Source organism: Metabacillus sp. B2-18 (genome assembly GCF_021117275.1).
Taxonomy (GTDB): Bacteria; Bacillota; Bacilli; order Bacillales; family Bacillaceae; genus Metabacillus.
Map to the genome: position 1 here is coordinate 2554343 of NZ_CP088245.1, position 14189 is coordinate 2568531.

Sequence of the window (14189 nt, forward strand, 5' to 3'; positions counted from 1 at the left end):
GGCTGGTTGGGACATGGATCCCGTTTAACAAGCGAACCTATGACAGTACAAGCAGCTCTAGGGACAACCGACTAATCTTAAATTCTAAGGAGGAGATGATTGATGAATCCAGTAATAGGTCTGGATGTTTCGAAAGGAGAAAGTCAGGTACAAGCATTCTTGGATAAGGGACAACCTTTTCGTAAAAGCTTTAGTGTAAAACATACAGTGGATGGTTTCGAGGGTCTATTAGTATTCTTAAAAGAGGTTGAAAAAGTAGCTGCTGGTAAACAACCTTCGGTTATCTTAGAATCGACAGGACATTATCAATCTCCAGTCATTCAATTTTTGGAGGAACATCAATATATTTATATTATTGTGAATCCCCTAATCTCTTTTATTCTATAAAGAAGAAATTGAACCGTATAAGAAAAGAGGTATCCAACTCTTAAACCTTCGTAATCTTACAAGGCAACAAGAGACCATTTCAAGTATCTCTTCTCAAACCAAGATACAGCTTCTAACAGTACTAGATCAGGTATTTCCTGAGTATAGAGGGGTCTTTGGTGATTTATATTCGAAAGTATCTTTACAGACTCTTTCCTTGTTCCCTACTTCTGAACATGTACTAAAAACTACAGAATCTGTTTTAACCGAAAAGATTGTATCGTTATGTACAAGACGTTCTGAAAAGTGGGCAAAAGAAAAAGCACAAAAGCTTATTGAGGCAGCATTACGAAATCCATTTCAAAGCAACTTGTATGAAAGCCTTATTTTTAACTTAAAGATGTTAATTACCATTGTTCTTCAATACCAAGAGCACCTATCACAACTTGAAGCAGAAATAGATGCCCTCGCTAAAGAAATGGAAGAATATAAGATTATCCAGTCTATCCCTGGTATCGGAGGAAAGATTGCGGCAACAATCATATCCGAAATTGGAGAAATAGATCGGTTTAATCACCCTAAAAAATTAGTTGCCTTTGCAGGAGTTGATCCAAGCGTTTACTCTTCTGGACGATTTACGGCAACCCAAAATCGGATAACGAAAAGAGGATCCAGAAGGCTAAGGCAAGCATTATTTATGGCTGTATACTGTGGAATTCGAGATGCCCGAAAGCAAAAGACGAGTGACACTGTTATTCCTAGGAATAGAAAATTAAGAGAGTTTTACGATAAAAAACGCAATGAAGGTAAACCCTATAGAGTAGCAATTATCGCTTGTGTTAATAAGCTTTTACACTTGATTTACGCACTTTTAAAGAACAAAACTACTTTCCAAGAATTAGCTTAGAGACTATATTTATCAAAATAAAACAAAACCTTCCAAATACTAAGATAAGGAAGGCTATTTAGCATACTCATTTTTAGTATATCATCATTATTTTAATTTTTTTATTGAAAAATGTTGACAACTATTAGCTGGTTTTGATGAAGATTACTTCTACACTATTTCGTTGTACTGCGAAGCAAAACTCTGTAGTTTATCGGCTTGTCTTAAACATACCTCTGTATAACACAATAAATCAGCACTTATAATTCAATTTGCTTAATTATTTTGGCAGGATTTCCACCAACTACAACATTAGCAGGTACATCTTTCGTCACTACTGCACCTGATGCAATCACAACATTATCACCTATTGTAATCCCAGGGTTTATGATAGCACCACCACCAATCCATACATTGTCACCAAAAGTAATTGGTTTTGCATATTCTCTTCCAGAATTACGCTCCGTAGGATGAAGTGGATGTGTTGCCGTGTAGATTTGCACACCAGGAGCAAGCATACAATTATCACCAAATCGCACTTCACACACGTCTAAAATTGTACAGTCGAAGTTTGCAAAAAAGTTTTCGCCTACATGCGTGTTATAGCCATAATCAAAACGGATATTTGGCTCCATATATACATTTTCACCTGTGGAACCTAGTAAATCTTTTAATAATTCCGTCCGTTTTTCTACTTCTGTTTCGAGTGACTGGTTATAAATCCTAACTTTTCGTCTTGCTTCTTCTCGATCCTTTAATAATTCCCGATCAGCAGGGTTGTACATTTCTCCAGCTAACATGATTTCCTTTTCTGTTCTCATAAAATAAACAATCTCCTTTATCCTTTTTCTTTAATAATCTTGACTTTCACCGGCTACAACAAAACGGATTCCCTGCTTTTTCATTTTTTATATTGTTAGAAAACCTTTAACGGTCATTAACCAACAGTAGAGCTCGTACTATCCTTTTATTTGTAGTAAAAAAAGGGGCTGTTCGATGTACTCTGAACAACCCCTATTTTTTACTCTTGTTAAATTTGCTGTAGTCGACAAACTAGCAAAGATATTCAGTTTTCTAAGAAGGATGTAATATTCTCTGTAGAAATTGCTTTGTTCTTTCTTCTTTTGGAGCTTTAAGCACTTCATTTGGTGTTCCTTGTTCAACGATGTAACCGCCATCCATAAATAAAACTTTATTTGAAACTTCACTTGCAAATTGGATCTCATGGGTTACAATGATCATCGTCCAGTTTTCCTTTGCTAAGTCCTTCATAACACTTAACACTTCACCAATTAATTCTGGATCGAGCGCAGATGTTGGCTCATCAAATAGCATTAGTTCAGGCTTAAGCGCTAACGCTCTTGCAATTCCTACCCGTTGTTGTTGACCTCCAGATAATTGATGCGGATAAAAATCCAGCTTATCTTTTAACCCAACCTTTTCCAACAGGATCTTTGCTTCTTCTATGACCTCAGCCTTTTTTCGTTTTTGAACAATTATTGGACCTTCTATTACGTTTTCAAGTGCAGTTTTGTGTGGAAAAAGGTTATATGATTGAAAGACCATTCCTGATTTTCTACTAAGGTTGACCATATCTTTTTTATCTAATTTTTTTTCAAAATCGAGTGTTAGACCATCATTAAAAGTATATTTCCCTTTATCAGGTTGCTCAAGACCATTAAAACAGCGAAGCAATGTTGTTTTACCTGAACCAGAAGGTCCAATAATCGATACCACTTCTCCCTTTTGCACATCAACATCAACATTTTTTAATACATGGTTTTCGCCAAATGATTTTGCCAAACCCTTTATTGATAAATACATGGTTTTCCCCCTTTCTATCTAGCGACATATCGATCAAGACGTTTTTCTATCACAACTTGAACTAAAGATAATACAAAACAGATCACCCAATAGATAAGGGCCGCTTCTACATATAAAAGTAAAAAGTCATACGTTCTGGCAGCGATTTCTTGGGCTTTTCGAAATAATTCTGCCACTAATACTAGGGATGCTAAAGAAGTGTCCTTTACCAAACTTATGAATGAATTTGATAATGGTGGAACTGAGACTCTTGCTGCCTGAGGAAGAATAATTCTCCTTAGTGCTGTCCATCTTGGCATACCAATTGTATGAGCAGCCTCCCATTGACCTTTTGGGATTGACAGAATAGAAGCACGAATTATTTCTGAACCATATGCACCAACGTTTAAAATAAATGCGATAACAGCGCTTATAAAAGGATCAAGATTTACTCCAATGTTTGGTAGTCCATAAAAAATGATGAATAATTGCACGAGTAAGGGTGTGCCTCTAATGGCTGACACAAAGATAATCGAAGGAAGTTGTATAGCGCGCGATTTGGATAAGCGCATCATGGCCAAAAGCAAAGCTAAAATTAATCCCCCTACAAATGAAATTAAGGTAAGCGGAATTGTATATTGGATCGCCCCAGAAAGCATTGGGAGAAGAGAGTTCATAAATAACTCCCATCCTCCCATTTCTGCTGTTATGGTATTATTTTGTAGAAACATCTTCACCAAACCATTCTTGTGATATTTTCGCTAATGTTCCGTCTTCTTTCATTGCAGCTAGCTGTTCATTCACTGCCTTAACTAATTCTTCGTTTCCTTTATTAAACGTAAAAGCCATCTCGGACACATCGTCTGATTCAGCAACAATTTTTACATCTTTATCATTTTGATTTTTCATATAATCAAGTACAGCCAATTTATCATTTACTGTTACATCGGCTCTTCCTTGCTTAATTAGTTGAATCGATTGTGCAAGGCCTTCAACCCCGATAAGCTCTGCTCCATTTTCTTCAGCAATCGCACCATAATTACTTGTTAATGATTGAGCAGATTTTTTCCCTTCTAAATCTTCAAATGAAGTAATATCATCTGTTTTGGTAGGTGTAACAATAACGGAAGATGAATAGGTGTATGGTGTTGAAAAATCATAGTTTGCTAAACGATCTTCATTAATCCCGACTTGGTTCGCAATAAGATCAAATCGGTTTGAATTTAGTCCTGCAAACATCGAATCCCATTGTGTTTCCATAAATTCTACTTCTACTCCCATACGTTTCGCAACTTCTTTCATCACTTCAACATCGTAACCAGTTAGTTCTCCTTCTTCATTATGGAAAGTAAATGGAGCATATGTACCTTCTGTTCCAACAGTTAGTTTTTCAATTTTTGCGCTATCTTGTTCTTGTTCTGTTGCATTTTCATTGCTTTCTTCTTGATTTGCACCGCAAGCAGTGATCATCAAAACGAATATAAACATCATTAAACTTTGTGCTAGTTTCTTCATAAGAAACCCTCCTAATAATCTATTTGCTGTTTGGTTGTTGTTTAAGGTATATTCTTTCCATTTATTCATCTTACCAACATATAAAGAGAAATTATTTCTTGTCCTAAGCATTTATTTACAATGCCACAACATTTTTCGCAAATCAAGACAGGGGGACAAGACAGGGGGACAGGTTCTTTGTCCCAATGGTACAAAGAACCTGTCCCCCTGTCTTTCTTTCAATCATTCACAGCCATGCGACCAAGTGGTCCGCTTTCATCGATAAGATCTTGGATGTCGTATACAGAAATCGGAAACATTGGAAAGCCGTAAACATATGGAGTTATTTCATATAATTGAAAATAAATGACTAGAGCTTTATCAGCTATATAGAAGTCTTGAGTAGGTTTGATCGTAGTGAAGTCGTTCAATAAAGGAAGGTCACGTTGTTTGATTTGCAGACTAATGATGTCTGAGAGCCTTTTGACATAATCTGCACCTGGTTTGAATAAGTCTTTGAGCTGGCACTGTTTCCCTTTTTCTAAGTCAAAGGTCAAAGATTTTAAATAGGTCATACCGTGAGCAGCATGGTAGTGATACGTATAATTAGAAAGTGATAAACTCAGAACTTGTCGTTGATTATTCTTTATTTCATAGTAACCTAGCATTTCTTCTACTGTTGTTGGCATATTCCCAACTTGCTTGTTAATGAGCTTTTGCGTTTCAGCAACAATCGTGTGATTAATTTGCCTTTGTAGTTGTTGATTTGTCATATTGAACACTCTTGGATAATAAACGGTTTGTTTCGGTCCTGTACTGGCTGTTAACGTTTTAATACTAACAGGTAACGTAAAAGGCATTGTTATCCATCCTCCTTTACTCAATGAGACGGGGGGACAGGTTCGTTGTCCCAATGGGACAACGAACCTGTCCCCCAAAAGCTCCTATTCTAATTAAAAGGAGTCTGAGTCTATATAAATATATTCGGTGCTTCTAGGTTATATAACGATACAATTGTTTACTCAGTAATGGCTGTTTGGATGGTTTTTATTTCTGAACCGAAGACTAATGTTAAGTTCAACATTCCATTCCCTTGATAGCGGCGACTGTAGTTTAATGAACGTGTTCTTTTTATAAGTTGAGCGTAAATTTCAGCCTCAGTTAGAGGACGGTCAAACTCTTTTTCACATTGCTCAATAATGAGGGCAACAGCACCTGACACATGTGGGGTCGCCATAGAAGTTCCTGATAAGACGGCGAATTCGTTATTAAGATAGGTTGATAGAATTTCTTCACCAGGGGCAACAAGATCGATCGCCTTATTCGTATTACTAAATTCGGAAATTTCCTTTTGCAAATTCACCGAACCAACTTGTACAACTTCAGGATAAGCTCCTGGATAGGCAAACTCATCTGTTTCATAACTTCCATCCCCTTCATTTCCAGCAGCACAAACGACTAGAATTTCTTGGTTAATTGCCTCCTGAATAGCTTTATAAAGCTCCTGATCATCGTCTCTTCCTCCCAATGACATGCTAATGACTCTTACACGCTCTCCATTAGGTCCACGCCATTTTGTCGCATAACGAATGCCTTCGGTCACCCATTTTGTTTCTCCATAACCTTGACCGGAGAGCACCTTCAATACAAGGAGCTTTGCTTTTGGTGCTACACCAACAACACCTCTATCATTTTCTTCAGCACAAATTGTTCCACACACATGGGTACCATGTCCGTTATAATCTTTTATGTTTTTCGGGTCTCCCTGATCATCAGTTGTAAAATTATAACCATCAATAATTTGATTTTGAAGCTCGAAATGACTGGAATCACATCCTGTATCAAGAACAGCTATTACATTTCCATGACCAAAATAACCTTGCTCCCAAGCAGTAGGAGCACCGACTAATTCAATACCAGGTGGAATAATTTTTGTATCTTTTAATACAGTTTGTATGGTGAAAGGGATTAATCCAACTTTACTCATTGTGATTCCTCCTTTATATTAAGGTGACATCATTCCATACTTCCTTTCATCTCCAAGGAAACATCTGTTTCTATTTATTTTTTCCGTACCTTTTGTTATGATTTGTATTATAATTTAGTTGTAAGCAGTTTTTATTGACGTCTTCCTTACAGGAAGCGTCTTTTCTTTTTTGATTTCTTTTTTAAGTCATCTAAATTTTTCAACCCTAGTGTGATGGAAGAGAAAAGTGTGGCAGCAGCAACTAACAATTTGAGAAGCAGCTCTAACCACTCCAACACGATTACCACCTCCTTTTTACAAAAATAGCCCTACACAGTAACAAGATGACTGGTAAGGCTGGTTTTCAAAACGGAAGAAACTCCCCCTTGGAAAATTAGGATAAATATGGAATGTATGTCAATTCTCATTGTATCATGACCAAGCTTATCGAGCATCAATATTATGAATTTTCATACAATTATACTGCATACTTGTCAGATCCCCTCTTACTTAATACCTACAATCAAAATAAAGTGATGAGAAAATATAACGAGTTCCGTTTACTACTTTGAGTTTACACTGTAAAGTGCAAAGCTTATTGAATCGATTTATACTGTTCAATTTTATGAATTGGACCATTACTTGTATGAAACATAGATACTAGTAAAAACATACGTAAAAAAGATTGCGTATGCTTTTAAACAATCAGCCACTATCATACCATTCGCAAAATCCAATAAGTGGTAAAAACAATATAGAGATCAACAAAATTTACTATAACGTCACTCATCTGTATCGTTTATAAGTTAAAAAGCATAAAAATTGAGTGTAAAACCCTCCATATAAACAAAAAAACCATCAAAACATAGTGCACTTTGATGGTCATTTCGTGTTACATTTTAAAGGATCTAATAGGTTTAAGAGTATTTCATCATCTTAATAAAATAAACTAACCAAATCCGCCTTTTCTATATTTCCAAAGTATTTTTTAACATCAATATTCTCAAACACTGTTTCAATGGCTTCTTTTTCATAACGTGCACCAACAAGAGCATTCTCTACTTCTTCAACATCTCCTGCGCCGAAAAAGTCTCCATAGATTTTACAATTCTTCACGATGCCCTTTTGTACTTCAAGGCGTAAGTCGATTTGACCGACTGGAAATCTGTGTGAGTGCTGGTAGTTAAATTTCGGCGATTTTCCATAATTCCAATCCCAGTTTTGATAACGCTCTTTTGAGATTTCATTGATCTTTTTCCAGTCATTTTCATTGAGATCATAGGTTGGTATTGAATCAGTACCGTCAAATATATAGCGAAGCAAGAGCTCTCTAAATTGTTCAATTGTAATTGGTTCGTTTAGATATTCGCTAATATTTACTACTCGACTTCTAATTGATTTAATTCCCTTTGACTCGATTTTATCTTTCCTAACTTTTAATGCAGCAACGACGCTATCGATTTCTGAGTCAAATAACAATGTACCATGTGAAAACATTCTTCCTTTTGTTGAAAATTGAGCATTTCCGGAAATTTTACGCCCATCACTAGCAATGATATCGTTTCTTCCGCTCAATTCTGCTTTTACTCCTAATTTTTCAAGGGCTTGTACTACAGGCTCGGTGAATTTTTTGAAGTTGTGGAAACTTTCTCCATCATCCTTCGTAATAAAGCTAAAATTCAAGTTCCCTTCGTCATGGTAAACAGCTCCACCACCTGACAGTCTTCTTACTACATGAATATTATTTTCTTCAACATAAGAAGTATTAATTTCCTCGATTGTATTTTGATTTTTACCGATAATGATCGATGGTTCATTTATGTAAAATAATAAATAAGTTTCGTTTGGATTTAAATGTTTTACTGCATACTCCTCAATGGCTAAATTAATTCTTGGATCCGTCATTCCTTTGTTATCAATAAAAAGCATGTTAGTTCCTCCCTAGCTTCGTTTCCTTTTCCTAATAGTATCGTATATTTTGACATTAGGATGCAAATCTGAAAACATCATAAAACCTCTTCGATAATAGACTCTCCCTCACTCTGGTCAGAATCAGTCCACTTCCACTTCTCATGTAACCTAATTCTACCATCAGGCAAAACCTCTGGCGTTGACTTACATTGACCGCCTCTTAGTTCATGATTAATGTTTACGTGGTTGTACCTAAATTCTAAGCTCCCGTCCTCATTTACTATACCAATAAGTGTTCCTTTGACAATTTCTCCTCCTTGATAGGAAGCTGAAATGATCTTTCCGTCTTGTTTATAGTCAAAAAAAGTATTTGAAGACACCTCACCATTTGCAGAATTATTAACGGAAACAAATGTTCTACCATGATAATTGATCAATTTATTCCACTCCTTGCCATTTTATTTTCTATGATTATACTAGCACATTTAAACTGGAGTTTTTTTGATACTTGAAAAATATAATAAAATCTAGTAAACTCTTCAAAGTAGTTTATGAACTAAATATTTATGACTGTATAACCTCAAGGATATGGCTTGAGGGTCTCTACCAGGAACCTTAAAATCCTGATTACAGAAAAATGAATTTTTTCGTTTTCTGTAATCAGGATTTTTTTATTTTTCTGAAACTAACTCAAATTAGGAAAGGACGGTCTATAAACTATGAATTTCAGAGTTTTCATCCTTGCTTTATCAACGATTGCAGTAGGTTTAGTTGAATTGATTGTAGGTGGAATTTTACCAACAATCGCAAACGATTTTAACATTTCGTTAAGTAGTGCCGGGCAACTAATAACCGTTTTTGCCCTCATTTATGCTGTTTCGGGTCCGGTTTTACTTGTGATAACGAGTAAAATGGAGCGAAAAAAGCTATATATCATCTCTCTATTTGTTTTCTTCATAGGTAATATTATGACCTATTTTAGCTACAGTTTTACTTTTATGATGGTAGCACGAGTCCTGACTGCCATGAGTACAGCGCTGATTGTTGTGCTTTCCTTAACAATTGCTGCTAAAATTGTAGCACCAACACACCGTGCAAAAGCTCTAGGACTGATTTATATGGGGATTAGTTCATCACTTGTCATGGGTGTGCCACTGGGAATTATGATATCCAATTCATTGGGATGGCGTTTTATTTTCCTAGCTATCGCTGTTTTATCGATTGGATCGATACTTCTTATTTCAATCTTTTTAGAGCGCGTTCCTGGCGAAAACAGCATTCCATTATCACAACAATTAAAAGCAGTAGCTAGCATGAAAATAGGTAGTGCACATCTTGCCACCATGTTTATGTTAGCAGGACACTATACTCTTTATGCCTATTTCACACCATTTTTAGAAACAGAGCTTCATCTGAATTATGGTTGGATTAGTATTTGTTATTTATTATTTGGTATTGCAGCTGTAAGTGGTGGAGCATTCGGAGGAATTCTTTCGGATTCAATTGGAGCTAGCAAAAGCATCATCGTTGTGATTAGCTCATTTGCCATTATTTTATTTGTACTACCTTTTACTACATTTTCACTTATCCTTTTCATACCAGTTATGATGATATGGGCAGCTTTAAGCTGGAGTTTAGCACCACCACAACAAAGCTACTTGATTCAAACAGACCCTGCGACATCTGACATACAGCAAAGCTTTAATAATTCTGCATTGCAGGTCGGTATTTCACTTGGTTCAGCATTTGGTGGAGCTGTGTTAAGTCATTCTGGAACTGTCGCTCATACTGCATGGTTTGGTGGCGGTATAGTGTTGATTTCCTTACTTTGTGCGGTCTTTTCTTTAACAAGAATCACGATAAAAAGAGAGCATTCTATGGCTATGTCTACTGCTCAAAAGTAATTTTATTATCAGCATGGGTGCATAATTCTTTCTGAAGAAATGCACCCATGCTTTAAAAAAACTAAACTCCCACTCCCATAATCCTCCTAGATTCTTCTTCCTTCGAAATGTTGCACCATTCACATCTATGGTCTGATCCTTGCACTAGGATTAATGTTCATTCCTCTACCAATCACAATCAAACACTGAACCTCTTCCCTATAAGTGGTAGCCATTTGTTGAGCAAGATATTTTGCATGCCTTGTATATACTGTTACATAACTCTTACATTTTGCTCCATTATATAGAGGGTGTTTTTTTAATACGGTCAAAAATTTGTGCAGCTATTCTGCCACCGGCTTTTTGTTTTTGGTTGATGATGAAGAAATACATTTATGCACCCCTCGTTAAAGGTGAATTTTTTCGTCCTCACAATTATGTTATTCTAAATTTCTGACCAAAGTTTACCTCTTCCTTACATGAAATAAAGGAAAAAAGTAGATACTACAATATGTCGTTAACACATGTGGGAGGGTATTTTGATGAAACAGCGTTACATAGTGTTTTACATTTCACTAATCATTCTTTCTTTGGTTGTTATTGCAGGCGTTATTATTCCTAATCAATTAGAAGAGATAACGGCAAATATTCAAGCATTTTTTTCTGATGCATTTGGATGGTATTATCTAATACTAGTCACGATCGTTCTTGTTATCTGTCTATATTTTCTTATTTCACCAGTGGGAAGAATTAAGCTTGGTAACCAAGATGAAAAACCTGAATTCTCTACTCCCACTTGGATTGCCATGTTGTTTAGTGCCGGTATGGGGATCGGGCTTGTGTTTTATGGAACATCAGAACCGATTAGCCATTATGCGATAAGTTCTCCTACGGGTGAAATTGGGACTAATCAAGCAATCAAAGATGCTCTTCGTTTTACTTTTTTTCATTGGGGAATTCATGCCTGGAGCATTTATGCCATAGTTGCTCTATCCATTGCTTATTTTCATTTTAGACACAAGAAATTAAGTTTAATAAGTGCTACTTTAGAGCCCATTTTTGGTAATAAGGTAAACGGTAAAAAGGAAAAGCTATTGACATCTTTGCTGTCTTGGCAACTGTTCTTGGTGTTGCGGCCTCACTAGGATTTGGAGCGGTACAAATTAATGGTGGATTGGCTTATCTTTTTCAAGTACCTAAAACGATTGGGGTACAATTTTTAATTATTGCTATTGTGACTGTTCTCTTTTTAATATCTGCAATGACTGGTTTAGGAAAAGGAATCAAAATATTAAGTAATACAAATATGGTTTTAGCTGCTGCTCTTTTGCTACTAATGTTTATCTTCGGTCCAACGTTATTTATTTTGAATTTGCTTACCGATACGATTGGGACATATATACAAACATTACCACAAATGAGCTTTAGAATTGCCCCACTAAACGAAGATATTCGTGGGTGGATTAATGGGTGGACCATTTTTTATTGGGCCTGGTGGATTGCATGGTCACCTTTTGTAGGAGTCTTTATTGCGCGAGTTTCAAGAGGACGAAGTATTAGGGAATTTATTTTCTATGTACTACTAGTCCCTACAATTATTGTTTTTGTTTGGTTCTCTGCATTTGGAGGATCAGCTATTGCCCTTGAACATAATGGAATGGCACAAATATCGAATTTATCTGCCGAAGAATCGTTATTTGGTGTTTTTGCTAATTATCCATTTTCACTCGTTACATCCATTACAGCTATGGTGCTTATTGCGTCATTTTTCATAACTTCTGCCGATTCCGGAACTTATGTACTCGGGATGATGACAACAAATGGATCACACTCACCTGGGAATAAGGTAAAATTCACATGGGGAATATTACTTTCTGCCATTGCACTCGCACTATTATATACCGGGGGTCTTCAAGCATTACAAAATATGATGATTATCGCTGCTTTACCATTTTCAATTATTATCGCTTTGATGGCCATCAGCTTATTGAAGGCTTTAAGTGAAGAAGCGAAACAACTTGGTATAGGTAAGATAAAAAAGAGAAAAACATAAATAATAAACGACATAGTATCCGCTACTATGTCGTTTATTTTTTTGATTCGATAGGTATATTTGGTTCTTCTAATAAATTAATTCCTTTTTATTAATAACATTGAATTAGCGTTTGACATAAATTCATATGAAACGTTCACTTCTTCAACACGACAACCACTGTTCATTAGATATTCTTTTATCTGTTCTAAATGCTCATACCTTTTCCCTTCTAAATCAACTAAAGGAAAAATACGAACTTCCTCTTTTGATACTCTTAATAACTCATTTAGTGTTTCGATGTGAAACTGGTACTCTAAGCGATCTCCATACATAAATAAAAAATGTGCAGAAAGAGTCATATCAAATTCATCAGAATGAAACGGTAACGTTGGCAATGCTGCAGGAATATATCTACCCTCAGATTCACTCATATGAGAAGCGCAATCTTGTAGAGCTCTTATACGATGGTTTCTAAGGTGATCGATATTCTTAAAATAATTCCATTTAAACTTGTTTTTGGCTTTTTCAATATTTTCCATAGCGTGTTCGATATCTTGTAGGCCTTTATTTTTTAGTTTTTCAAACGAATGATCATAAGCAATATCACAGGCTGTTACGTCTACACCAGATTTGTTACCTACTGCAGTAAATGAACAAGCCCCCGCTGGACAATCAAGTAGCTTCTTCCCCCTTACCTCTTCTATTGAAAGGGAGAACATATCCAGATACTCTTCAAAGGTTCTTCCAATAAAAATAATACGGTCTAAATCTAACTTTGTACTCTGCTCAACTCTACTCAACTACACTCACCTCTTGTCAAAGATTAGTGTTATATTAACATGATCAATTGGAAATGTTAACCTTTTTTTAAAATTTCAAAAGTACTCGCATTTGTTTGCCACAGTTTTCTATTCATTTACATATTTTTAAAAATTCAATTGTATATCATTTTAAATCATACTACTGTAAAAATGTACCAAAAAATACAAATAACGAGGGGAAGAAATAATTTATGAAATGCAAAATCGAAACAATTCCAGCATATCGTGTGGCTTATATTCGACGAGTTGGACCATATGGATCTATTATGAAATGCATATTTTTTTTCTTGATTCTAAATTATTTTGTGTATATCCGCTTTTGAAAATGCAAAATATGAAAATAGTAATCTACTAATCTTCTTCGTCCTTTTAAGACATCTTTATTCATAAAGAACTTTTATTATCTTTAGGATATTTTTTACTTCCCATCGTTTGAAAGCACTATTTACCATACCCGTATAGTCTGATCTTGAGAAGATTTCTACATGAATTATGTTTAGAAGTTAAAATTCAGGGTATTTATACCATATATCGTAAATTGACAAAGGATCCATCTTTTGGATGTGCCTTAAAACTACCAAGTTATATACGTAGAAAAACATGAACTTTTCATCAAATCAATAATCTATGTCACATTTTTATAGGAAGATACAATTGAAATTAGGATCTAAAGTAATTTATAAAAGTGAAATTTATTACTTTTTTTATGATCATGGTAACGGACTTTGTGAAGTTCAGCATTCAAAAACTTATGAAATAACTTTAGCAAAAATGGAGGATTTAATATTTGTTATTTAGTAAGTGTAGAAAGTAGAATTAGCGAATTTGCCAGATTGTAAATGAAAAAACAAGCACTGAACTCCTTAATAGCTATTGGGCAGATACTTAGGACTAGCCCATATTTGCTTATATGTTGGGTTTTAGGTGAACAGCTACTTTGTCGTTCATACACCTTATGAGCGACACTACTCTCTGTTTCTCGGTTACTTTTGTCGCTTATCCCAACATGCATCAACAAAAAATG

At 35.4% G+C, this 14189-nt stretch carries 11 protein-coding genes, 2 pseudogenes and 1 riboswitch; of the genes and pseudogenes, 3 read left to right on the forward strand and 10 right to left on the reverse strand.

Features of this window, described 5'->3' with window-relative positions; all coding sequences use genetic code 11:
• Nucleotides 1-102: 102 nt before the first annotated feature.
• Nucleotides 103-1273: pseudogene (locus LPC09_RS12800) on the forward strand (IS110 family transposase).
• A gap of 239 nt (nt 1274-1512) precedes the next feature.
• Here the strand turns inward: LPC09_RS12800 and LPC09_RS12805 are convergent.
• From LPC09_RS12805 to LPC09_RS12840, 9 genes are all read right to left on the reverse strand, one after another.
• Nucleotides 1513-2073, reverse strand: a complete 561-nt coding sequence (locus tag LPC09_RS12805) for a sugar O-acetyltransferase (protein ID WP_231309699.1) — start codon at nt 2071-2073, stop codon at nt 1513-1515.
• Between the two features lie 253 nt (nt 2074-2326).
• Nucleotides 2327-3076, reverse strand: coding sequence for an amino acid ABC transporter ATP-binding protein (locus LPC09_RS12810; protein WP_231309700.1), 750 nt, complete (start codon nt 3074-3076; stop codon nt 2327-2329).
• A 14-nt stretch (nt 3077-3090) separates the two neighbouring features.
• On the reverse strand, nt 3091-3786 hold the full coding sequence (locus LPC09_RS12815; protein WP_269217433.1) for an amino acid ABC transporter permease: 696 nt from the start codon (nt 3784-3786) through the stop codon (nt 3091-3093).
• Nucleotides 3770-4570, reverse strand: coding sequence for an amino acid ABC transporter substrate-binding protein (locus LPC09_RS12820; RefSeq protein WP_231309701.1), 801 nt, complete (start codon nt 4568-4570; stop codon nt 3770-3772). The genes LPC09_RS12815 and LPC09_RS12820 overlap by 17 nt, the downstream gene beginning before the upstream one ends.
• A gap of 218 nt (nt 4571-4788) precedes the next feature.
• Entirely contained in the window at nt 4789-5409 is a 621-nt protein-coding gene (locus LPC09_RS12825) for a DUF3298 and DUF4163 domain-containing protein (protein ID WP_231309702.1), read from the reverse strand.
• Between the two features lie 158 nt (nt 5410-5567).
• Nucleotides 5568-6536: a S8 family peptidase gene (locus LPC09_RS12830; RefSeq protein ID WP_231309703.1), complete on the reverse strand. Its 969-nt coding sequence runs from the start codon at nt 6534-6536 to the stop codon at nt 5568-5570.
• A 146-nt stretch (nt 6537-6682) separates the two neighbouring features.
• On the reverse strand, nt 6683-6814 hold the full coding sequence (locus tag LPC09_RS27360; RefSeq protein WP_269217434.1) for a hypothetical protein: 132 nt from the start codon (nt 6812-6814) through the stop codon (nt 6683-6685).
• A 637-nt stretch (nt 6815-7451) separates the two neighbouring features.
• Nucleotides 7452-8444, reverse strand: coding sequence for a lipoate--protein ligase (locus LPC09_RS12835; RefSeq protein ID WP_231309704.1), 993 nt, complete (start codon nt 8442-8444; stop codon nt 7452-7454).
• A gap of 77 nt (nt 8445-8521) precedes the next feature.
• The gene (locus tag LPC09_RS12840) at nt 8522-8863 is read right to left on the reverse strand and encodes an avidin-fold protein (protein ID WP_231309705.1); all 342 of its coding nucleotides are present in this window, start codon (nt 8861-8863) and stop codon (nt 8522-8524) included.
• Nucleotides 8864-8976: 113 nt separating this feature from the next.
• A riboswitch (purine riboswitch) is annotated at nt 8977-9076 on the forward strand.
• Between the two features lie 69 nt (nt 9077-9145).
• Here LPC09_RS12840 and LPC09_RS12845 point away from each other — a divergent pair.
• Nucleotides 9146-10330, forward strand: a complete 1185-nt coding sequence (locus tag LPC09_RS12845) for an MFS transporter (RefSeq protein WP_231309706.1) — start codon at nt 9146-9148, stop codon at nt 10328-10330.
• A 521-nt stretch (nt 10331-10851) separates the two neighbouring features.
• Nucleotides 10852-12362: pseudogene (locus LPC09_RS12850) on the forward strand (glycine betaine uptake BCCT transporter).
• Between the two features lie 77 nt (nt 12363-12439).
• Here the strand turns inward: LPC09_RS12850 and LPC09_RS12855 are convergent.
• Nucleotides 12440-13144 carry an SAM-dependent methyltransferase gene (locus tag LPC09_RS12855; protein ID WP_231309707.1) on the reverse strand — a complete coding sequence of 235 codons (705 nt, stop codon included), beginning with the start codon at nt 13142-13144 and terminating at the stop codon, nt 12440-12442.
• Nucleotides 13145-14189: the final 1045 nt, after the last annotated feature.